Raw genomic sequence first — 24,373 nt, forward strand, 5'->3', positions numbered from 1 at the left:
ATTATGATATTAATTGGAAATAACAGCTTTGCAAATTGTATCGTTCGTTTTTATGGGGAAGGGTCTTCTGCAATCGAAGAAGATTTCAAAAAGGCTTCTGCCGTTTTTCAGGGGAAATATCTGCAGAGCCGGGTTTTAACAGATGGGGAAGGCAGAGTATGTATTTTGACTGGGATGGGAAATCCGGAAGAGATTACCATTCTGAAATTGAAAGAACTGCTGGCAAAAGCAGCAAAAGAAGTGAAGAACTGTGAAATGAAAGAAGCGGTAATCGATATTTCTGAGCTTCTTAAAATCTTTGGTATCCAATGTGTTGAGAAATGTGTGGAGAGCATTCGGCTTGGGCTGGCTGAAGGACTGACTTATAAAAAAGATGCAAAGACAGAAGAATATAATATTTTCCTGTCCGGAATCCCGGAGGATCAGCGGGCATTGGCACAGGAACTCCACCGGGAAGGGGAAGTTCTGGGTGATGCAGTGATCTTTACTAGAAAGCTGGTGAATATGCCGGGAAATAAACTGCGGCCCATGGATCTGGCAAAAGAAATTGAAGAGCATGTGAAGGACTGCGGTATAGAATACGTATTGTATGATTACGAAAAACTTCAGGAAATGGGTATGGGTGCATTAAATGCGGTAGGTGGCAGCAGTGAATTCCCGCCCTGCATGTGCTTACTGCGTTATAATGGAGATCCGGACAGTAAAGAGATCACCGGACTGGTTGGAAAAGGCGTAACGTCGGATACCGGCGGCTATTGTCTGAAATCCCGTGATTCCCTGATTGGCATGCACGGTGATATGGCAGGCGGTGCAGTGACGGCCTCAGTGATAAAGGCATTGGCGAAAAGCAAAGCAAGAGTCAATGTGACTTGTGTAATACCCATCTGTGAAAACCGCCTGACAGCCGGAAGCCTTCTTCCAGGGGATGTCATTACTTCCTATTCGGGACAGACCATTGAAATATTAAATACCGATGCGGAAGGCCGCCTGATACTTGCTGACGGAGTGAGCTATGCCGTAATGGAGGAAAGGGTTACCAGGGTGCTGGATATTGCTACGCTCACAGGCGCTATGGCAAATGCACTGGGGAACCATGTCACAGGTGTAATCGCCGATTCCGACCAGATATGGAATGAGCTGGAAGAAGCGTCCGCGGGCACCGGGGAATATTTCTGCCGTCTGCCATTTTACCGGGAAAATGAAAAAATGCTGGAAAGTGAAATTGCGGATATTAAGAATATGGGTGAAAGCTTCTGCGGTGCAATTACGGCAGGACTTTTCATCCGGCATTTTGCTAACCAGGTGCCATGGATTCATCTGGATATTGCCGGAACGGCACATGTTGGAAAGCCGCTGTATGAATTCCAGGCGAAGGGCGCTACGGGGGCGACGATTGATACGATTTATCGTTGGCTGAAGGGCTGAGGTGTCTGGTTTGATTAATTAAATTATGTTGGTGTAAACTTCTTCGCAGCTTGCTGCGGGGAAGTTTTTTTCGTTATGCCCCCTTTTTATGACGTAAAATGAGCTATTAAAATACAATTAAAAACAGGGTCAAAAACTTTGCAGATTGGAAAATGCGTCAAACTATAGTATACTTGTAGAAAAGAAGAAAAGAATTATCGTCATAAACAAACTTAGAAAACTTAATTAAACATCAGAAATAAGATAAAGATCCAGAAAGCCGCAGGTAAATAAAATGACAAATATATTACTACTAGAAGATGATGAAACAATCGCATTCGGAATCAAAGCAGCCCTTTCCCGAAAGGGCTATGCGGTTACGCATTGTGAGACTTTGGAAAAAGCGAAAAAGGAGTTTCACCAGGGATTTCAACTGGTGTTACTGGATCTGAATCTTCCGGATGGTAATGGGTACGGGTTCTGCAAATGGGTAAGGGAACAGGGGAATACCAGCATTATCTTTTTAACTGTCCGTGACGAGGTGGCAGATATTACAAAAGGACTGGATATGGGGGCAGATGATTATATTACGAAGCCTTTCCATATTGCTGTGCTGGAATCGCGGATTGCAGCGGTTTTAAGGAGAGTGCCGGAAGACGGCAAAGAATGGATTGCCTGCGGAGATATCCGAATCGATAAGGAAAAGATGCAGGCAGTGCTGAAAGGAGAAAACATCGCTCTTTCAGCACTGGAATACCGTTTGCTTCTGGTTCTCATGGAGAACAAAGGCAGAACACTTCCGCGGAATCTTATCCTGGAGAAGTTGTGGGATTCGGAAGGAAACTTTGTCAATGACAATACTTTGACGGTTACCATGAAACGTCTGCGTGAAAAATTAAGAAACACCAGTCATATTTTAACAATACGTGGAATTGGATACCGAATGGAGGAAATTATACCATGAGTCCAGGGTGCAGAGCATTATTAAGAACATGTTTGCTTTGGCTGATTCCTGGCATTCTGACAGGCTTGCTGATGGCTGCATATTTGACAGTACATGAATATCATATGACGGCAGACCTGGTGGGCTCTGTGTTGCAAAACGATTCCCTGCAGGCAGGACTTAAACGGGCTTCAAAGGAACAAAGAAGCGCGGGCAGAGCATATTTGGGGAAATACGGTTACCGCCCTCTGGGTAAAATAGGTGATCATATGTTATTAACCTCATTAATAGGTATCGGACTTTTTGAAGGTATCGGTGGGATTCTGTTAATGAAAAAGAGAAGAAAAGAAATTAAGCTGGAGATCAGAATACAGGAGTTAACAGAATATCTGAAAGCCATAAATTATGGAGAAGCAAAGACACTCCCACGGATGGAAGACTGCTTTTCCCAGCTGGAGGATGAGATTTATAAAACGGTATTGGAATTAAAGTGTACGAAGGAAACGGCGGTACAGGACCATCAGGTACTGTCAGAGCGAATTGCAGATATCGCCCATCAGTTAAAAACACCTTTGACCTCCATGTCTTTGATGACTGAACTTTTGGAAGACTATCAGACGGAGGAAACGAAAGAATATCTGGTACATTTGAAAAATCAGGCGAAACGGCTTCAAAAACTGGTATCCGGGCTTTTAATTCTGGCAAAGCTGGACTCCCATGTCATTGCCTTTGAACCAAGTCAGGTGGAGGTCTCTGATTTAATCAATGCAGCATCAGAACCTCTTCTGGAAATGATGAATCGTAAAAAAATTTCACTGGAAGTAAAATGCGGAAAACCAGGGGGGCCGCCATCCTGGATTTTGACAGACATGCAGTGGACCAGTGAAGCACTTTTGAACGTATTAAAAAATTGTGTGGAACATACACCGGAAAAAGGAGCCATACAGGTATCTTATGAGAAGAACCCGCTTTATGCAGAATTACAGATTGTTGACAGCGGCTCCGGGTTTTCCAAGAAAGATCTTCCCCATTTGTTTGAGCGGTTTTACCGGGGTGAAGATGCATCAAAGGACAGTGCAGGAATCGGGCTTGCACTTGCCAGACTGATTATTGAAAGGCAAAACGGACATATCTACGCAGAAAATACTTCTGATGGACATGCCCGTTTCCGGCTTCGGTTTTATGTGTGAAAACGAACTGCTGTTAAACGCTGATAGATGATCGGCAGATATCACTTATATCGTGTCATCTTTTACAGCAGTGATAATATTATCTTTTTGTATTCTCTGCCCTCCTATAAAGTAGGCGCTTATAATTGCCAGTAAGATTAAGACCGTGTAGCCAAGAATGGCTGCAAACGGTGCATAAGGCAGATATTCCGGCAAAGTAACCTCATTGATATAAAGAAATAAGGTCAATATGATTACCTGGAAAGGTAAGCTTAAGAGCAGAGGCTTGAGTCCAAGGGTGATTCCTTCGAGAAATAACATTTTCCAAAACTGCCGGGGTGAAAGGCCCGCGGATTTTAACATACCGAATTCTTTTCTTCGCTGTCGAAGATTTCCCGAGATGCTTGCCCATACATTTGACAATCCGATCACAGCTAAAAGACCTGTGAGAAAGGCAACGATCAGATTCATTACTTTTATTTCAGATTCATCCATTTCCTGCATCATGGCAAGGTCAGTGATCAGGTAGTCTCCGGTTCCATAATAGCGGGTAAGAAGGTTTTCCACCTCTGCGGATACTTTCTGAATTAAGGGGTAAGAGATGCCGCCATTATTGTCTGTCAGGAGCAGAGTGTTGACACTGTTCGCTGTTGACTGTCGTTTGCTGCTGCAGGAGGCACCGATTTCTAAAACATGATCCATAGGCATGATTGCTGCCAGTGTGAATCTGGAAAGTCTGAGATCGATATTCGGCAGCTTCTCTGCCAATAGACCGGCAGTAAGGTTGAAGGTAAAGTCACCGGTATCCTCATCGTATGCCTTTTCCGTAAAAGTAAGCTCCTGGCCCAAACGCAGATTTAAGAGTTCCCTCAGGACACTTTTTTTTCTGGTACTTACATCCGGGTCTTCCGTATAATTATAGAAGATAGCCTTGGAAGAGTCTTCCAGATAAGGTTTTGGGTCAATACCCAGTTCATTGCAATAGTCTATAAAGCTGTCTTCTTCCAACCCAATTACTGTGGTGGAAATTCTAAATTTGCCGTCTCTTTCAATGGGAGAATATTTTTTTCTGGCAACAATTTCATCATAACCACCAAAATAAGTTTCTATATCATCAGATGCGTCCTGTTCGGTTATCCAGGTGGCGCAGGGAAGTTTATCAAAAATGACGGTTTTGGTGATCCCCGGAATTTGTTTTATTTTTTCCAGAACCTCCATATCCGGAGTACGGCCGTCACTAATGTTAAACTGTATGTGGCGAATCTTATCGAGTCCGTATTGATAGATGTTCTGTGCTGCTTTCTGAGTTGAAATAATATATAAAAATCCGGTTAACAGCAGGAAAGAAAGACACAGGGAGATCGTTGCCGTCCGATATGAGTTCTTCCTTGCAGACACTGCATTGGCAGCCAGTTCACCGGTGATTCCGAGGCGGCTGGTAATGCGGCTTTTCCGTAATCTTTTCTTTTTTATTCTGCCGTCCTGTTTCAAGGCTTCCACCGGAAGCAGTTTCGCAATTTTGCGTGCAGGTATGAGCGCAGAAAGCCATACGGTCAGCAGGGACAGGAGAATAGCGGGAAGGATTGCCGGTAGTCCAAAAGTCAGAACAATATCCGGGGCGGTTCTGCCAATATCGTTATTTGTATTGATGAGCTGGAATAATTTCATATCCAATATCCAACCGGAGATAACCCCAAGTGGCAGCGGGAAGATGGTCAGAATCAGCGCTTCTGAAATTACGGCGGACTTAATCTGCCGTGGAGAAGCCCCGATTCCGGCCAGTGTTCCAAGCTGGGAAAGCTTTTCGTTTGCAGAAAGTGCAAAAGCATTGTGGATAACCAATACAAACAGGCCCACTAGCATTATGGCTACTATCAGAATCATCAGCGGAAATGCCAATGCGCTAAGCTGATTCATAGAGCTTAATTGTTCGTTGGAGAAGATGGCGTACTTGGATAACAGATCCCCATTAAATTTGAGATTATATTTTCCATATTCATCCGGTTCATATCCGATGGATGCGGCAAGTGCCGGAAGCTCTTCGTAAGTTTTTCTCATTGGATCAAAGCGAAGATATACGGTAATCTCATCTTCAGGCTGTATGGAATTTTCATCCAGATATCCAAGGCCGGTATATGCAGGAACGGAAGAGGAGGTGGTCATATCCATTTTTCCGACAATTTTATAAGTTTTTGTACCGGTCTGCCGGAAGGTTTCATCCTCATCAAAGCCTTCTGTTTCCACGCGGATTTTTCCGTCCAGGATACGTTTGCCGACGGGCAGCGTAAGGGTATCGCCGATATTTATTTCAGGGTGGTTGTCAAAATATTGTTTTGATAAGGCGATTTCATTTTCACTTCTGGGACGTTGACCTTGGATGATAATATTTTTTTCGGACATAGACTCCCAATATTCATTGTTGGCACCCCGGGTAATAAGATAGCTGCGCTTGCCGGTTTCATCCAGTCTGGCAACTTCCCAGTTTCCCTTTATCATGACAGCGGAAACGGAAGCATAGTTTTCAATATGTTCTAAATCTTTTCCATAAGTAATATCAAAAAGTTCCCCATGCCAGTCTCCGTTCTCCCATTTGCTAAGCGTGATAGCATCTGTCCACATGGTATAAAAGAAACCACAGACGCAGGACATAAGTGTGGTCATTAAGAACAGGGCGATTATGATTGCCAGGCTGGTCCGTTTGTTCTTACGGACCGTATCCCAGACATACTCACGTAATATTTTCATCAGGACACCACCTCATCATGTAAGATTTTACCGTCCTCCAGTGTGATGATCCGGTCTGCCTGCAGGGCAGTTTTTTCATCATGGGTTATGAGAAGTATCGTCTGGTCATATCGCCGGTTGGAAAGCTTGAGCAATTCAATGGTTTCTTCAGAAGTTTTTCGGTCCAGGTTACCCGTAGGTTCATCAGCAAGAAGGATCGCCGGCTGGTAGATCAGGCTTCTAGCAATTGCCACACGCTGCTGCTGTCCACCGGATAATTCCTGTGGCAGATGGGTGAGACGGTCAGTTAGCCCTAAGGAAGAGACAATCTGTTCAAATCTGTTTTTATCTGGTTTTTTTCCATCCAGCAGTATTGGCAGCAAAATATTTTTCTGCACATTCAGAGTGGGAATCAGGTTATAAAACTGATAGACTAGACCCACCTTACGTCTTCGAAAGACCGCCAGCTGCTCCATGCTGAGCGTTGAGATATCTGTGTCTTCAATGTAGATATTACCGCTGGTAGGGCGGTCTACACCTCCCAGCATGTGTAAAAGTGTGGATTTTCCAGAACCTGACGCCCCGATAATCGCCGTGAAGCTTCCTTTTTCCAAAGCCAGGCTGACGTGGTCCAGAGCAGTAATCCTATTGGATTCATTTCCATAAGTTTTCGTAAGTTTATTACATCGCAGTATTTCCATTTATAATACTCCCTTCCGTATTGATGATATCATATTAACTGTGTTAAGTGACAAAAAAGTGACAATTAGTGTAATTGTTTCCTTTTCTGCCTAGTAGGTTTTAGAGGGGTTACTATTACGTATAAATTTGGGTTTAGCTGAGTAAGGACGCTTTGTATATGATGGGTAGTGTACGGAAAGATGGGGGTGGGAAACTGATATGGACTCCGTCAGCTTGCCGCAGAACTGGTATTTTCTAACCTTTGCGGAGCGCTTTTTGGCGGCACGCAGGCATTCGCTCCGAAATCCTGATGCATTTCGCAGCTCACTGCCCGCTTAGTATCCGATGGGAGCCAATCGAATACTATCCGCAAAAAAGTGCTCCGGGAAGGTTAGAAAATGCCAGTTCTGCGGTAAGCCTTCCAAACCAATGTCCTGGTCCGTCCCCTTCTCTTTCCGTACACTACCTACATCTACAAAGCGTCTTAATCAGCTAAACCCAAATTTAAACCTTGAATTATCCAAAGTAGTGTTAGTACCCATTTTAAAATTCCCATAGTATTTGAAAAAAGGTTGCCAAATACCGGCCTGACGGGTTAGAATTGACTATAAATGAAACTTGGAGGGTCTATTTATGTCATTACAATTAATCCTGGGAAATTCCGGAAGCGGAAAGTCCTATGAACTATATAATAAGGTAATTGAAGCTTCTATCGCTGATCCAAAGGGGCATTTTATCGTGATTGTACCGGAACAGTTTACTATGCAGACCCAGAAAGAGCTAGTCAGCCTTCATCCCAGAAAAGGGATTTTGAATATAGATGTGCTTAGTTTTCAGAGACTCGCGTACCGCATATTTGAGGAACTGGGATCGGATAAACGTACGGTTCTGGAAGAGACCGGGAAGAATCTGCTGATGCGTAAAGTTGCAATCGAGAAAAAAGATGAACTTCAGGTGCTGGGAGCTCATTTAAATAAGCTTGGCTATATCACTCAGATGAAATCTATGATATCGGAGCTGACCCAATATGATGTGACCATGGATAAGATGGATCAGATGATCGCTGCTGCCGGAGAAAAAAAGCAGCTGTATTATAAATTGCAGGATGTGGGTATTTTGTATGCCGGATTTCGGGAAAAACTGCAGGGGCAGTATATTACGGCAGAAGAAGTGCTGGAAGCCCTTTGCCAGGTGGCTGACCGGTCTGAGATTTTAAAGGGCAGTGTACTTGCATTGGACGGTTTTACCGGATTTACCCCGATTCAGCAAAAATTATTGGAGCGGCTTATGGTGCTGGCAAAGAGGGTCATGGTGACCATAACTATGGATGCCAATGAAAATCCTTTTAAAATTTATGGAGAGCATGAGCTTTTTTATCTGAGTAAGAAAACGATCCGCAGCCTGACTAAAATTGCAAAAGAAAAGCATGTAGAGATATCAGATCCGGTTTTACTGGGAAAGGGGCAGGTTTATCGTTTTAAAGATACCCCGGTACTGGGATTTCTGGAACAGAACCTTTTTCGGAGAAGGAGAGGGAAATACGAGTTCCCCATAGATGAAATTTCTATTCACAATGCCAAAAATCCAACGGAAGAGGCTAATTTTGTGGCGCGCACGATTAAGCAGCTTACAGGTGCAGGGTACCGCTATCAGGATATCGCTGTAATCACCGGAGATATGGCGGCTTACAGCAGTTATATCCGTAAAGTTTTTGAAGCCTGCCGGATTCCATGTTTTATTGATGAGACTAAGACTATTTTGTTAAATCCTTTCATAGAATTTATCCGTGCGGCTTTGGAGCTGGTGCAGAAAAACTATTCCTATGAAAGTGTATTTCGTCTGATGCGCACCGGGCTTTGTGATGTGTCACGGGAGGAAACGGATCTGCTGGAAAATTATATACTGGCGGCAGGTGTGCGGGGGTATAATAAATGGCAGAAACCATTTGAAAAAGTTACCCAGCGAAATGATGAACAGGTGTTAGAACAGTGTAACGAAATCCGTGCAGCCCTTATGGAGAAGCTGGTGCCATTTACAAAGGTGCTGAAAAATAAAAATGCAACCGTAGCCAAATGTACGGCGGCTTTGTATGAGTTTATTGTTTCCTGTGATATTCAGCGTAAGCTAACGATTTATGAAGAGGAATTCAAAGAGCAGAACCGGTTGGATATGGCAAAAGAATACAGTCAGATCTATGGGATTGTGATGAATCTTCTGGATAAATTAGTGGAACTTCTGGGGGAGGAGTGCTTATCCTTAAAGGATTTTGCTCAGATTCTGGATGCAGGTTTTGAAGAAGCGAAGGTAGGAATTATTCCCCCTGCGGTAGATCAGGTTGTTGTTGGTGATATCGAGCGAACGAGGTTAAAAGCCATAAAGGCGCTCTTTTTTGTAGGGCTTAATGATGGCTGGGTGCCAAAAGCAGGAGGAACAGGGGGGATATTATCTGACCTGGAACGAAATGCCCTGGAATTAAGCGGTGTGGAACTGGCTCCTACCGCAAGGGAAAATATGTATACGCAGAAGTTTTATCTATACCTGAATTTAACAAAGCCTTCCAGCCGGCTGTATTTGTCTTCCAGCAAAGTGGATTCAGATGGAAAGACACTCCGTCCCTCTTACGTGCTGCATGATATGGCAAGACTGTTTCCGGCGGTGCCCCAAAAGGATGAAGATCTGTACGACAGCATGCTGGACCGGGTGGCATCACCTGGCAGCGGAATTCCGTATCTGATAGAGGGACTGCGCAATATCAGGGAAGGACGTCCCATGCCGGTGGATGAATGGATGGTGATGTTTGACTGGTATAATCAGAATGAAAATTACAGGAAGAAGATAGAAGGCCTGGTGGATGCCGCATTTTATAAGCGGAAGGATGAAGGGCTTCCAAAGGCAGTGGCTTCTTCCCTCTATGGAAGTGTGCTGGAAAACAGCGTAACCAGACTGGAACGATTTGCAGCCTGTGCATTTTCGCATTTTCTGATGTATGGACTGGACTTAAAGGAGCGGGAAACTTATCTGTTCCGGCCGATGGATATGGGGAATATCTTTCACCGTGTGATCGAGCTGTTTTCCAAAAAGGTGGAACACAGCCAATACAACTGGTTCAGTCTGCCGGAAGAAATAAGGGATTCCATGATTGAAGAAACGGTAGAGGAAGTTTCGTCTGAATATGGGGCAAAGATTCTCTACAGCTCTGCGCGGAATGAATATGCCATCGAGCGGATGAAGCGTATTATGCGCCGCACGGTGTGGGCACTACATGAACAGATTAAAGCCGGGACATTTGTGCCCAGCAATTACGAGGTATCTTTCTCCATGGTGGAGGATCTGGAAGCAGTCAATATTTCGCTGACAGAGGAGGACAAGATGAAGCTTCGTGGCAGGATTGACCGGACTGATGTGAAGGTGGAAGAGGATGAAGTATTTGTGAAGGTAATCGATTATAAGTCTGGAAATACAAGTTTTGATCTGGTTGCACTGTATTATGGACTCCAATTGCAGCTGGTGGTTTATCTCAATGCAGCAATGGAACTGGAACAGCGGATTTATCCAGATAAGGAAATTGTACCCGCGGGAATCTTCTATTACAATATGCAGGATCCCATGCTGGACCGTGAAGGGGGAGATACGCAGGAAATCATTAATCAGAAAATCCTGAAAAAACTCCGGCTGGACGGACTTGTGAATGATCGCAGAGAAATCATTGAGAATCTGGATACTCAGATTGGAAAAGATTCCAGCGTTATACCGGTTTCCTATAATAAGGATGGCAGTCCCTCGAAAGCATCCAGTATTGCCAGCAGGGAACAGTTTGGACAGATTTCTAAGTTTGTCAATGATAAGATTACGGAGATTGGAAAACAGATTGTAGACGGGCACATGGAAGCTCTTCCCTATGAGCGAAAGGACAAGACCGCCTGTGATTACTGCATATACCGGGAGATTTGCGGATTTGATGTGAGAATACCGGGCACCCGTTATAATCGTTTAAAAGAATATAAGCCGGACGAAATATGGAAAAAAATAAGTGGGCAGACGCAAGCCGAAGCAGAAAGTGAGGAAAGGTAAGCATGGGAGTAGCATGGACCGAAGACCAGCAAAAGGTCATAGACTTAAGAAATCGTAATATTCTGGTATCAGCGGCTGCGGGCTCAGGTAAAACTGCGGTGCTGGTGGAGCGTATTGTAACCATGGTAACGGATAAAAAGCATCCGGTGGATATCGATGAGCTGCTGATTGTAACCTTTACCAAAGCGGCGGCAGGCGAGATGCGGGAACGTATTGCAAAGGCACTGGACAATAAAGCAGCAGAAAATCCGCTGGATGTTCATTTGGAACGCCAGCTTACGCTGGTGCATAATGCTCAGATTACCACTATTGACAGCTTTTGCCAGTATGTTATCCGTAATCATTTTCATGCAATCGGACTGGATCCCGGATTCCGTGTAGCGGATGAAGGAGAGCTGAAGCTTTTAAAAAGAGATGTGGCAGAGCAGTTAATTGAAGACTGTTATGAGAAAAAGGAAGAGGCATTTCTGAAATTTATTGAATGCTATGCATCCGGAAAAAATGATCAGGGGATTGAAGACCTGATTTTTGGACTCTACAATTTCTCTATGAGCTATCCCTGGCCGGAAAAATGGCTGCAGCAATGCAAGAAAGCTTATGAAATAGAATCTGCGGAAGAATTTTTGCAGTCGGACTGGCTGAAGAAATTAACCGATAACCTGAAGCGCCAGCTAAAGGACATAGAAGAGAAGACAGAAGAGGCACTTCGCATTGTCAGGGCGGAAGATGGACCTTATATGTATGAAGATGCTTTATGCCAGGATCAGGCGATGATCCGGAAGATACGTCAGGCAGATAATTACCGGGATTACGCACAGGCATTTGCAGCAATGGGTAAATACGCCAGACTCTCCACAAAAAAGGATGAAGCTGTCTCTGAAAACAAGAAAGAACAGGTAAAAGCAATCCGGGAACAGGTGAAAAAAAGCCTGAAGGGACTGCAGGAGCAGTACTTTTTTGGTGATTTAGAATCCGTGATTTCCGATATGCAGGAAAGCCGGGAAGTCATGGGCGTTCTGATTGATCTGGCATGTGAATTTACGGAGCGTTATGCACAGAAAAAAAGAGAAAAAAACGTGGTAGATTTTAGTGATCTGGAACATTTTGCCCTGGATATTCTCGTAGAGGATAAGGAAGGGGAAGCGGTGCCTACACAGACTGCAAAGGATCTGGCAGAACATTATGAAGAAATTCTGATTGATGAATACCAGGACAGCAACCTGGTCCAGGAATTGATCCTGACCAGCATATCTAAGAAATGTTTGGGAAAATATAATATTTTTATGGTAGGGGATGTCAAGCAGAGTATTTACCGGTTCCGACTGGCAAGGCCGGAATTGTTTATGGAAAAATATGATACGTATCCTGTCACTGACAATATATGCCAGAGGATTGACCTGCATAAGAATTTCCGAAGCAGAAGCCAGGTATTGGTCAGTGTAAACTATATCTTTGAGCAGATTATGGCAAGATATCTTGGAAATATCCAGTACGATGCAGATGCGGCCCTTTATCCGGGCGCAGATTTTCCCGAAAAGCAAAATGAGGTGGATGATTTTACGAATACGGAGATGCTCCTGGTAGATCTGGATACGTTGGATGAGGTAGTAGAGGATGTAGAAGAGAATGCCAGAGAACTGGAAGCCAGAGCCATTGGCAACCGCATTCTGGAGATTGTTGGAAAAGAAGAAGTGCTGGATAAATCTACCGGAATTTACCGAAAAGCCAGATATGGGGATATTGTGATTCTTTTGCGTACCATTTCAGGATGGGCGGATTCTTTTGCAAGAGTTTTAGAAAGTCAGGGAATACCGGCATATACCGGATCACAGACCGGATATTTTTCAACGGTTGAGATACAGACGATCCTGGCATTTCTGAAGATTGCAGACAATCCAAGACAGGAAATTCCCATGGCGGCAGTTCTGAAGTCTCCGATTGGAGGACTGGATGCCAGGGAACTGGCGGCTATAAAAAGTGCAAACCCGGATATGCCATTTTACGAATGCTGCAGGCTGTATGCAGCTGAGACAGCAGAAGAGGACAATGATCATTCTTTCCTGAAAGAAAAGTTAAAGAAATTTTTCGAAATTCTGGATCATTTCCGTATGCTGGTACCCTATACACCTATGCATGAACTTTTGTGGCAGGTGCTGGAGATCACCGGATACGGGGACTATGCAGCTGCAATGCCTGGAGGAGAACAGCGGACTGCAAATCTGAAAATGCTGGTGGAGAAAGCCATGACCTATGAGACTACCAGCTACCGGGGGTTGTTTAACTTTATCCGGTATATCGAGAATTTACAGAAATACAATGTAGATTACGGCGAGGCGAGCACTGTGGGGGAACAGGAAGATACGGTCCGTATAATGAGTATCCATAAAAGTAAGGGACTGGAGTTTCCGATTGTGTTTGCAGGAGGAATGGGCAAGACATTTAACCAGCAGGACAGCAGGAGCAGAGTGCTGCTGCATCCGGAGCTTGGAATTGGCTGTGATTATATTGATCCCGTTCTCCGTGTAAAAAGCCCGACCCTTTTGAAGAAAACCATACAGAGGGAAACCATCAATGAGAACCTGGGAGAAGAGCTGCGTGTATTGTATGTGGCTTTCACAAGAGCAAAAGAAAAGCTGATTATGACCGGTGCAGTAACCAGGATCGTCGATAAGATAAAAAAATGGAGCCAGATCTGCCGCAGGGAAGAGGAAAAACTATCTTTTACCGAGTTATCAGGTGCATCTGCCTATCTGGACTGGGTGATGCCTGCACTTATGCGTCACAAGTCCGCCCGGGAGCTTTTGGAAGCCTATGGGTTTACCAATAACCCGGCACATGAGCTGTATCAAAAAGAAGCATACTTTTCCATCCGGGTATGTCCGGTGAAAGAGCTGGTCACGAGAGAGGCGGCTCATCAAATGGCAATTAAAGTTTCCAAAGAAGAACTTTTGGAACGGGGACACCGGATGCTGAGTGAAGAACAGCTGGAAGCCTTGAATATGCGTATGGATCCGTTATATCCCTATGAACAGGATGCGGATATTCATGGTAAAATTACGGTTTCCGAACTTAAAAAATACAGTCAGTCAATGGATAATCTGCTGAGTATGGGGGAAGAAGAATTTTCTATTTACGAAGAACCGGATATTGTTCCTTTCATACCCCGGTTTATGCAGCAGAAAACCGAAGTACCCGGAGCAGTACGTGGTACGGCATATCATAAACTTTTAGAGGAACTGGACTTTGCCGCAGCTTCCAGCGGTAAGAAACTGGATGAACAGATTGAACGGCTCCTAGAAGAAGGAAAGATGACCGGGGAGGAAATAGATCTGATTGATAAAAGGAAGATGGTCCGCTTTGCCAATTCGGTTCTGGGAAAACGGATGGCAAAGGCCGAACAGAAGGGGAATCTGTACCGGGAACAACAGTTTGTCCTGGGGGTTCCGGCATCTGAAATAAGAGCACTTTCAGGCCGTTTACCCGGGCAGTATCACAATCCGGCCTGCGATATGCCTGGGGATAATGAAGAAATAGTATTGATTCAGGGTATCATTGATGCATTTTTTTACGAAGATGAGGCAATAATTCTGGTTGACTATAAGACGGATTATGTACCGGATGACCATGCCGAAATACTGGTGGACAAATATAAGATCCAGCTGGACTGCTATGCCCGGGCATTGGAGCGTATGACACGGAAAAAGGTGAAGGAGAAAATTCTTTATTCCTTCTGGATGCAGAAGGGAATCCGGATCAAATAAGAAGGGAGGGACCTTTTTGTTCCTTTCCATGTTAAGGAAGTTTTAAGGGGATTTCACACAATTATGGTTGATTTTTCAAATATCAAAAGCTATACTTAACACGACAGTATTTTAAATGAGGAGTGCAAAATGAACTGGATAAAAAAATTGTTTAAAAATCAGGCGGTCCGTTACATTTTCTTTGGCGGATGTACCACACTCGTTAACCTGGTTTCTTATACGCTTATGCGTACAGTATTGGGCATCGACATTACTATAGCCAACTTTATTTCCATATTGCTGGCAATTGCTTTTGCCTATGTGGTAAACAAAATCTTTGTATTTGAGAGTAAGCGAAATACCGTTTGGGAAGTCATTAAAGAATGTGCGCAGTTTGTAGGAATGCGGCTTTTGACCATGTATATTGAAGTATTTGGGGTCGTCCTGCTGAGCTGTGTCTGGGGCATGAATGATTTAATAGCCAAGCTGGTAATTCAGGTTGTAGTATTAGTATTAAATTATGTTTTCAGCAAAGCGTTTGTATTTAAAGAAAAAAAGGATATTTCTGAATTGACGGAAAAAGAATTGAAGATCCGCAGGACAAAGAAATGGTGTGTCATTGCATCTGCGGGAATTCCGGCAATTGTAATGCTGATTGCATACATTGCGAATGGAGTATTTCCGTTTGGGGATCATGGTGTATTAATTATTGACTCCCTGCATCAGTATCTCCCGTTTTTTACGGATTTTCATGACAAGCTCGCTGCCAGTGAGTCTTTACTTTATTCTTTTGGCGGAGGTCTGGGATATAATTTCTGGGCAACGTATGCTTATTATCTGGCAAGCCCGCTGAATTTCCTGATCGTATTATTCCCGGCAAGGAATATGATGGATGTGATGGCTTACCTGATCATTATCAAGATCGCTTTATGCGGGGGATGTTTTGGATATTACTTAACCACGCGCAATAAAGGGAAGAATTTTACTCCGGTAGTGTTTGCCGTAATGTATGCCCTCAGCAGCTTTATGATTGGATATTATTTCAATTTGATGTGGCTGGACAGCATTGCCCTTCTTCCTATTGTCATGCTCGGCATTGAACGGATTGTAAAAGGGGAAAGCGGAAGAACCTTTGGTCTTTCACTGTTCCTGGGGCTTTATTGTAATTATTATATCGGATTTATGCTGTGTTTATTTTCCTGTCTATATTTTCTGGTACAGTGGATCGCAGCAAAGAGATTTACCATCAAGGCATTTTTTAAATCCGGAATTAACTTTGCCTGGTATGCACTGCTCAGCGGTGGAATGGCAGCGCTTGTTCTGATGCCGGCATATAAGGCGCTGGGAATTACAGAATCCATGGATGACAATGGATTTCCGGATAAGATCAAGTTCTTCACCAGTACCATCGATCAGCTCACCAGCCATTTTGCCTTTGTTGAGCCTATCAACATTGCGGACGACCAGGCTGGGGTAAATGCTTACTGCGGCGTCATTATACTGATCCTGGTAGTACTTTATCTGCTGGATAAAAAGGTGAGCCTGCGGGAACGAATTTCAAAAATTCTGCTCTGTGCACTTTTGGTGCTGAGTTTTAATTTCAATATGCTTAACTTTATATGGCATGGATTCCATACTCAGAATGGTCTGCCTAACCGTTTTTCATTTATTTATATCTGCTTAATTCTGATCATGGGGTATGAAGCTTTCACCCATGTGAAAAATATGCATGCAGTCAAAATTATAATATCCTGTCTTGTGCCCATTGGATTTGTGGTATACTGCATGATTACAAAAGCCGGGGAACGAGATATGTATGTTTATCTGGTAACGCTGGGACTGCTTGTGATTTACAGTATCCTGTTATTGCTCTACCGCTTTATGAAACTTCGGGCGGTGGTTGTACAGAACGTGATTCTGGGTGTTATGCTGGCGGAGATGATCACAATGGGGATCTATGGTGTCTGCAGTAATGGTACTGTTGGAAGAAGTACTTATCTGGATGAGCAGAGTGCCTATAAGAAATTAATGGCGGAGCAGGGAGATAAAGATTTCTACCGAAGTGAAATTGACAGTCAGAGAATGCGGAATGAAACGATGTTCATGGGCGGTAATGGTGTAGTGCTGTTTTCATCCACAATGCCGGCTGCTACGGTAAATATGTGCAAAGGTATTGGTATGGAAGCCCGCACAAATAAGAATGGCTATAACGGTATGACAAAATTGTTTAATGATGTATTTGGAGTCCGTTATCTGGTTTCCAAAGCCGATTCAGATACTCTTTATAATATGAACCGCGTCGGTTATGAAGAGCCACTGGCCCTTTATAAAAATGAAAATGCACTGTCACTGGGCTTTATGGTGGATTCAGCCATTAAGGACTGGCAGATTGAAGGACTGGTTCCTATGGAAATCCAGGATCAGTTTGCCGGATTGGCTACGGGCAGTGATCCGATGTATACTTTGAGAGAAGAGTACGACATTGAAGAAGGTCCCACATATATTATCCGTCTGTACCCGGGCGAACAGACCTATCTGGAAATGACCTCCAATGTGGAAAAACTGGTGATCAAGACTCCGCAGTATGAGAAGACGATTAACGGTTATAACACCAATCTCTTTGATCTGGGAAGAGTAACCGAGGATGGCAAAGCTAACGTGACCATCACTTATAAAGAAGGAAACGAAAATCCGGTTGGAGTCCGTGTCTATACCTGCAAGGATGAAGATTATGCGAAGATGTATGAAAAACTTTCAGCAAACCAGATGAATGTAACAACGGCGGAAGATGGAAAAATAAGAGGCAATATCGATGTGAAAACAGCAGGAACCCTGCTTACCTCCATTCCATATGATACCGGCTGGAAAGTAATGGTGGATGGAAAAGAAATCGAAACGTATGCTGTTGGTACCGCGCTCATGGGATTTGACCTGAATGAGGGCGCACACGAGATTACTATTGACTTTACGCCGGAAGGATTATGGTCCGGAAGCTTTATCAGCATTGCCAGCATTGTTCTGTTTATGGTTACAATTATGCTGGAAGGAAGAAGCAGAAGGAAAAAAGGCATAATAGCTGAAAGCGAAGAAGAAGATATCGATGACGATGATTATGATGAAGATTATGAAAATGATTATCAAGGTATGACTGGAGCTTACGAAGAATCTGGGTTTGGAGAAAGTTATGAGGATTCAGGAAAATCTGAGTATGAAACAAGATATGGGACTGCAGGAGAATCTGAGTATGAGGAAGACTATGAGTCTGCAGGTGATGGAACTGAATATGAGGATGACTATGAGCCTGAAGGTGATGGAACTGAATATGAGGAAGAGTATGAGCCTGTAGTTGATGAAACTGAGTATGAGGAAAACTATGAGCCTGAAGGTGATGGAACTGAATATGAGGAAGACTATGAGTCTGCAGGTAATGAATCTGAATATGAGGAAGACTATGAGCCTGAAGGTGATGAATCTGAGTATGAGGAAAACTATGAGCCTGTGGGTGATGAATCTGAATATGAGGAAGACTATGAGCCTGAAGGTGATGAATCTGAGTATGAGGAAAACTATGAGCCAGCGGGTGATGAATCTGAATATGAAGAAAGCAATGAGTCTGCAGGGAAACCGGAATATAAAGAAAGTAAATAAGTCTTCATTAGCATCTGGCTATGAATAAGGTAATGCGTTTATAGGAGAACCTGAGCAAAAACGAAGTAAGTATAAGAGTAAAAATAATATGGTTCAAATATACAGCAGATACTGCATGTGTATTTGAACCATAAATTTATTGAAAATGAACAAATAAAAGCTAATCAGGTAAATTAGTTAAGTAGTGTCACATACATCGGAGAAAAGAGGGTTAAAAACGTTATGAATATTACATTTTCCAATAAGTCAAATATGTTTCAAGCGGGAATATTTGCCGTGCTCAATGAAAAAAAGGAAGAGTTAATAAGGCAGGGAAAGAAAATATATAATCTTTCGGTAGGTACACCGGACTTTAAAACCGCTCCACACATCATAGAAGCCGTATCTGAGGCTGCAAAAGACCCGGACAACTACAAATATGCCCTGGTAGATATTCCGCAGCTTATACAGGCTGTACAGGACTTCTACCAAAAAAGATTCCAGGTTGCGCTGGAAGCGGATGAAATTATGTCCATGAATGGATCCCAGGAAGGAATGGCACATTTTGCATGGACATTGTGCAACCCGCAGGATGTGGTGCTGGTTCCGAATCCTGGATATCCTATATTCAATATTGGTCCATCCCTATGCGATGCAAAGACAATACAGTATCCATTATACAAAGAAAATAATTTTTTACCCCGGCTGGATGAAATTCCGGAAGAAACAGCAAAAGCCGCAAAATTTATGGTAGTAAATTATCCGGCAAATCCGGTCTGCGCAGTTGCTCCTGACAGTTTTTATGAAGAGCTGGTCGCATTTGCCAGAAAGTATGAAATTGTAATCTTACATGACAATGCCTATTCCGATATCATTTATGGCGGAAGAAAAGGAGGTTCCTTTTTGCAGTTTGAAGGGGCAAAAGAAGTAGGTGTTGAATTTTATTCCCTATCTAAATCATTTAACTACACCGGTGCCAGAATGTCCTTTGCCATTGGAAATAAAAAAATTATCGAGAAATTCCGGGCGGTCAGAACCCAGATCGATTACGGTGTATTTCTGCCTGTTCAATATGGGGCAGCGGCAGCACTGAATGGACCGTTTTATATGGTAGAAGAGCAGTGCCGGGAATATGAAAAAAGAAATCAGGCGCTTTGCGGCGGACTTCGCAGCATCGGCTGGAATGTGCCAGACAGTGAGGGCACAATGTTTGTATGGGCGCCATTGCCGGATGGTTATACAGATTCGAATGAATTTGTAATGGAACTGATGGAAAAATCCGGCGTCATCTGTGTACCGGGCAGCAGCTTTGGAACTTTGGGTGAAGGATATGTGAGATTTGCCCTGGTGGAGAATGTGGAGCGGATAGAGGAGATTGTGGAGAGTATTCGGGCCAGTGGGATCTTATAAATAGTCTGATAAATTTACTTCGTATTACTTAGTGTTTATAGATTACATTTATTGTATCAAGGAGAACATTTAAAAGTACTTAATGATAGAATATATTTCTGTAAAATTCACATAGTAAGAGAAATCCATCAAAAAGAGGGCTTGAAATAAAGCCCTCTTTATTGTATTATAGGGAGTAAAGTACAGGCCAAATAAAATGACTTTTATAAATCGGTACAACGATACCGGGCAGCCGGTCAAATTGCTGGTCTATTTTTCCGGTTTAAGGGTATATATGGTACTGGATATAAAAACAGATTAGGGGTAAAAAGTGAATCAGGATTTGTATAATCAGTTGTGTGAGATTGTCGGAAGTGACAATGTACATGTAGATGAAGAAATGAAGAAACATACCACTTTCCGAATTGGAGGTCCGGCAGATTTTTATGTATTGCCTCATTCCAAAGATGAAATTGGACGTGTGGTGCAGGTGTGTAAGAACACCGGAGAGCCGTTTTATGTTTTAGGAAACGGCAGTAATCTTTTGGTGGGTGACAAAGGTTATCGCGGAGTCATTATTCAAATTTTTAAGAATTACAGTGATATTATAATAGAAGGAACGCAGATCACTGCAAAGTCCGGGGCTTTGTTGTCGAAAGTAGCTAAGAAAGCTTTAGATGCAGGACTTACCGGATTTGAATTTGCATCAGGGATTCCTGGGACAATCGGTGGTGCGGTAGTTATGAACGCAGGTGCCTATGGCGGAGAAATGAAAGATGTAATTCTTTCTGCCACGGTCATGACACAGGAAGGCAGCATTCAAAAGCTGTCAAATCAGGAACTTCAGTTAGGGTATCGAACCAGTCTGGTAGCCAGACAGAATGATATTGTATTGGAAGTAAGTCTTGAATTAAAAAAAGGTGATCCGGACCAGATCCGAAGCCTCATGGAAGAATTGAAAAATAAAAGAGTTACAAAACAGCCTCTGGAGTACCCCAGCGCCGGCAGTACGTTTAAACGGCCGGAAGGGTATTTTGCCGGAAAGCTGATTATGGATGTAGGACTGAGAGGATTTTCCGTTGGAGATGCTCAGGTTTCAGAAAAGCATTGTGGATTTGTGATTAATAAAGGGAATGCTTCTGCCAGAGACATTGTGGCACTGATGGATGAAGTTACCGGACGTGTGAAAGAACAGTTCGGTGTGACATTAGAGCCGGAAGTGAAAAGATTAGGAGAATTCTAAGGATGAGATTCGTAATTGTTACGGGAATGTCCGGAGCAGGTAAAAGTACGGCGCTTAAGATGCTGGAGGATGTTGGTTATTTTTGTGTAGATAATCTGCCAATACAGCTCCTGCGTAAGTTTGCAGAACTGGCCTGTACACCGGGAAACGAGATAAATAAAGTGGCAATGGGCGTAGATGTGCGAAACGGCAGGGCATTAAAGGAACTGGAACATGTTTTGGAGTCAATGGTAATAGAAGGATTCCATTATGAGATCCTCTTTCTGGATGCGGCAGATGCAGTTCTTGTGAAACGTTACAAGGAAACCAGAAGAGCCCATCCACTTGCAAAAAACGGCAGAATTGATAAGGGAATTGCCGCAGAGCGGGAACAGCTGGTTTTCTTAAAACAGCATGCGGATTATATCCTGGATACCAGTCAGCTGCTGACCAGGGAGCTGAAGCTGGAACTGGATAAGATATTTGTGCAAAACCAGGAATTTAAAAATATCATGATTACTATTTTATCCTTCGGCTTTAAATATGGGATACCAAGTGATTCAGATCTGGTATTTGATGTACGCTTTCTGCCAAATCCTTTCTATATTGAAGAGTTAAAGCACAAGACCGGAAATGACAGGGAAGTACAGGACTATGTTATGGGATATGACATAGCACATGAATTTTTGAATAAACTGACCGATATGGTAGAATTTCTCATACCGAATTACATTATAGAAGGAAAAAACCAGTTGGTCATCAGCATTGGCTGTACGGGAGGAAAACACCGTTCAGTAACATTGGCAAACAGGCTGTTCGAAACCCTTGGTCCCAAGGATGAATACGGACTGAAAATAGAACACAGGGATATTAATAGATAAGAGGGTGTGTTATGTCTTTTTCAAGCGATGTCAAAGAAGAATTATCAAGACAGTCCAGCAGCGCGAGACATTGCCAAATTGCAGAAATTACCGCAATCATAAGTATGTGCGGTGGTATATCCATCTCCAGCAAAGACAAATACAGTGTAAGAATCCAGACAGAAAATATCGCAGTCGCAAGAAAGTACTTTACTTTATTGAGAAAAACCTTTAATATAGAGACGGAGGTTTCTATCAGACAGAATGTGTCTGTAAGAAAAAGCCGCGTGTATATGGTTTTGGTAAAACGACACGAAGATTCACTTATGATTTTGAAGGCTGCCAAGCTCCTGAATAAGGATATGGAAGTAGAAGAAAATCTTTCCATAGTGAATAATATGGTGATTCAGAACACATGCTGTAAAAGGGCATTTATCAGAGGCGCTTTTCTGGCAGCAGGTTCGATCAGTGATCCGCAGAAGTTTTATCATTTTGAAATTGTCTGCACGACCATACATAAGGCAGAACAGCTGCAGGCGATTATAAATAGTTTCGATCTGGATGCCAAAATCGTAGCCAGAAAGAAATATTATGTTGTCTATATTAAAGAAGGCGCACAAATAGTCGATATATTGAATATCATGGAGGCACATGTGGCACTTATGAATTTAGAGAATGTCCGGATTTTGAAGGACATGCGCAACGAGGTGAACCGAAAGGTTAATTGCGAGACGGCTAATATTCATAAAACAGTCAGCGCGGCAGTAAAACAAATAGAAGATATCAAGTATATTCAGTCAACGGCAGGATTTGAGAGTCTGTCCGAAGGATTGGCTGAAATGGCAGAACTACGGTTAGCCCAGCCGGATGCGACACTAAAGGAATTGGGAATGTTGTTAACACCTCAAGTTGGAAAATCAGGAGTAAATCATAGATTGAGAAAATTAAGCAATTTAGCGGATGAGCTAAGAGAGAACAAGGAGGAGAAACATTATGATTAAAAAACCTATCACAATTCAGATTCCAAGTGGATTGGAAGCAAGACCGGTAGCACTTTTGGTGCAGGTGGCAAGCCAGTATGAGAGCGATATCCATGTAGAATGTGGTGACAAGAAAGTGAATGCTAAGAGTATAATGGGTATGATGACTTTGGGCCTGGTAGCAGGTGAAAATGTTAATGTCATTGTAGAAGGCAGCGATGAGCAGGAAGCTATGAACAATATTGAAAAATATTTAAGCAGCAAATAATAATTATAAAAGCAACAAGAAATAAGGGGAGTCGGGAGAACCCGGCTGAGAGTAAACTACACCAATGTTTAGACCCATAACCTGATCTGGATCATACCAGCGTAGGGAAATATACCAATGGAGCAGTTTTCGTAACTTTAGATAAATTGCAGCTGATTGATAAAACCCTATCGAGTAGATAGGGTTTTTGTTTTATATAAAATAATAATATAAGAAATGGAGAAATGAAAGATGAATGCAAGTGTAGCGATCCAAACTTTACCGGAAGCAAAAAATGATGAGGAATTAATCCGTATTGTAGATGAAGTAATTGCGTATATTAAAAGCACGGGTTTAAATTATTATGTAGGACCTTTTGAGACTGCAATCGAAGGTGATTATGATGAGTTAATGGATATTATCAAAGAATGCCAGCACATTGCAATACGCGCAGGTGCACCGTCTGTTGCGGCATATATTAAAGTTTCCTATAAGCCGGAAGGAGATGTACTTACGATTGAAAAGAAAGTTACAAAGCATCACCAGTAAGCTTTATTGTATCAGTGCGATCCTGGCTTTGCTTGTTTTATGGCAGGCGGCATCATCATTTGAACTGGTGCCTTCTTTTATGCTGCCGTCGCCGGTGGCTGTCATCAAAGCATTTGTAAGTGATTTCAACTTATTGATGATGCATTTGGGGACAACGCTGATTGAGGCTTTTCTGGGTCTGGGAATCGGCATATTGACCGGATTTCTGGCTGCGGTGTTGATGGATCGTTTTGAAGGGGTGTATAAGGCATTTTATCCGATCATGGTGATTACCCAGACGATCCCTACAATTGCCATTGCACCGCTTTTAGTATTGTGGATGGGATATGATGTTGCGCCGAAAGTTACATTGATTGTAATCGTAACTTTTTTCCCGATTGCAGTGGGACTTTTAGAAGGTTTCCGGGCGGCGGATAAAGATACCATGAATCTTATGAGATCCATGGGGGCAAGCCAGGGACAGATTTTTCGCTATGTGAAACTTCCCGGTGCGTTGGGCAATTTTTTTACAAGTCTTAAAATTTCAGTCTCTTATTCTGTAGTGGGAGCAGTGATTGCGGAATGGCTGGGTGGATTTCAGGGGCTTGGAGTATACATGACCCGGGTGCGGAGTGCTTATTCTTTTGATAAAATGTTTGCAGTAATTTTTCTGATATCAGCAATTAGTCTGGTTCTGATGTGGCTGGTAACAATACTGCGCAAGAAGTTGATGCCCTGGGATCATTTAGAATAATACATGAAAAAAATGTGATTTATAAATAGTAAAA

Annotated in this window: 15 protein-coding genes and 1 riboswitch; of the genes, 13 read left to right on the forward strand and 2 right to left on the reverse strand. The window is 43.0% G+C overall.

The features are described 5' to 3' along the window. Window positions 1-3 precede the first annotated feature (3 nt). From RHS_RS10020 to RHS_RS10030, 3 genes are all read left to right on the forward strand, one after another. Window positions 4-1,425, forward strand: a complete 1,422-nt coding sequence (locus RHS_RS10020) for a M17 family metallopeptidase (RefSeq protein WP_047833094.1) — start codon at window positions 4-6, stop codon at window positions 1,423-1,425. A gap of 274 nt (window positions 1,426-1,699) precedes the next feature. Then, the gene (locus RHS_RS10025) at window positions 1,700-2,368 is read left to right on the forward strand and encodes a response regulator transcription factor (protein WP_027296723.1); all 669 of its coding nucleotides are present in this window, start codon (window positions 1,700-1,702) and stop codon (window positions 2,366-2,368) included. Further along, the gene (locus RHS_RS10030; protein WP_047833095.1) at window positions 2,365-3,537 is read left to right on the forward strand and encodes an ATP-binding protein; all 1,173 of its coding nucleotides are present in this window, start codon (window positions 2,365-2,367) and stop codon (window positions 3,535-3,537) included. The genes RHS_RS10025 and RHS_RS10030 overlap by 4 nt, the downstream gene beginning before the upstream one ends. Window positions 3,538-3,582: 45 nt before the next feature. On the opposite strand, the gene RHS_RS10035 is transcribed toward RHS_RS10030, so the two are convergent. Then, window positions 3,583-6,261: an FtsX-like permease family protein gene (locus RHS_RS10035; protein ID WP_047833096.1), complete on the reverse strand. Its 2,679-nt coding sequence runs from the start codon at window positions 6,259-6,261 to the stop codon at window positions 3,583-3,585. Next, the gene (locus tag RHS_RS10040; RefSeq protein ID WP_027296726.1) at window positions 6,261-6,941 is read right to left on the reverse strand and encodes an ABC transporter ATP-binding protein; all 681 of its coding nucleotides are present in this window, start codon (window positions 6,939-6,941) and stop codon (window positions 6,261-6,263) included. The genes RHS_RS10035 and RHS_RS10040 overlap by 1 nt, the downstream gene beginning before the upstream one ends. A gap of 613 nt (window positions 6,942-7,554) precedes the next feature. Here RHS_RS10040 and addB point away from each other — a divergent pair. From addB to RHS_RS10090, 10 genes are all read left to right on the forward strand, one after another. Further along, window positions 7,555-10,992, forward strand: coding sequence for a helicase-exonuclease AddAB subunit AddB (addB, locus tag RHS_RS10045; protein WP_047833097.1), 3,438 nt, complete (start codon window positions 7,555-7,557; stop codon window positions 10,990-10,992). Between the two features lie 2 nt (window positions 10,993-10,994). Then, window positions 10,995-14,753 (forward strand): helicase-exonuclease AddAB subunit AddA, encoded by a 3,759-nt coding sequence (gene addA, locus RHS_RS10050; protein WP_047833098.1) that lies wholly within the window; start codon window positions 10,995-10,997, stop codon window positions 14,751-14,753. A 129-nt stretch (window positions 14,754-14,882) separates the two neighbouring features. Then, window positions 14,883-18,380, forward strand: coding sequence for a YfhO family protein (locus RHS_RS10055; protein WP_047833099.1), 3,498 nt, complete (start codon window positions 14,883-14,885; stop codon window positions 18,378-18,380). Between the two features lie 222 nt (window positions 18,381-18,602). Beyond that, window positions 18,603-19,769, forward strand: a complete 1,167-nt coding sequence (locus RHS_RS10060; RefSeq protein ID WP_047833100.1) for an aminotransferase class I/II-fold pyridoxal phosphate-dependent enzyme — start codon at window positions 18,603-18,605, stop codon at window positions 19,767-19,769. Between the two features lie 310 nt (window positions 19,770-20,079). Then, window positions 20,080-20,991 (forward strand): UDP-N-acetylmuramate dehydrogenase, encoded by a 912-nt coding sequence (gene murB / locus RHS_RS10065; protein WP_047833101.1) that lies wholly within the window; start codon window positions 20,080-20,082, stop codon window positions 20,989-20,991. A 2-nt stretch (window positions 20,992-20,993) separates the two neighbouring features. Continuing rightward, entirely contained in the window at window positions 20,994-21,851 is an 858-nt protein-coding gene (rapZ, locus tag RHS_RS10070; RefSeq protein WP_027296733.1) for an RNase adapter RapZ, read from the forward strand. An 11-nt stretch (window positions 21,852-21,862) separates the two neighbouring features. Further along, a complete protein-coding gene (gene whiA / locus RHS_RS10075) occupies window positions 21,863-22,831 on the forward strand; it encodes a DNA-binding protein WhiA (RefSeq protein ID WP_027296734.1) in 969 nt (322 codons plus the stop codon). Then, window positions 22,824-23,078 carry an HPr family phosphocarrier protein gene (locus RHS_RS10080; RefSeq protein WP_027296735.1) on the forward strand — a complete coding sequence of 85 codons (255 nt, stop codon included), beginning with the start codon at window positions 22,824-22,826 and terminating at the stop codon, window positions 23,076-23,078. Before whiA ends, RHS_RS10080 begins: the two co-directional genes overlap by 8 nt. 14 nt (window positions 23,079-23,092) lie before the next feature. Then, window positions 23,093-23,203, forward strand: a riboswitch (TPP riboswitch). 106 nt (window positions 23,204-23,309) lie between these two features. Further along, window positions 23,310-23,606, forward strand: coding sequence for a thiamine-binding protein (locus RHS_RS10085; protein WP_027296736.1), 297 nt, complete (start codon window positions 23,310-23,312; stop codon window positions 23,604-23,606). Then, a complete protein-coding gene (locus tag RHS_RS10090; RefSeq protein WP_027296737.1) occupies window positions 23,575-24,339 on the forward strand; it encodes an ABC transporter permease in 765 nt (254 codons plus the stop codon). The genes RHS_RS10085 and RHS_RS10090 overlap by 32 nt, the downstream gene beginning before the upstream one ends. Window positions 24,340-24,373: the final 34 nt, after the last annotated feature.

It is taken from the genome of Robinsoniella sp. RHS (assembly GCF_001029355.1).
Lineage (GTDB): Bacteria > Bacillota > Clostridia > Lachnospirales > Lachnospiraceae > Robinsoniella > Robinsoniella peoriensis.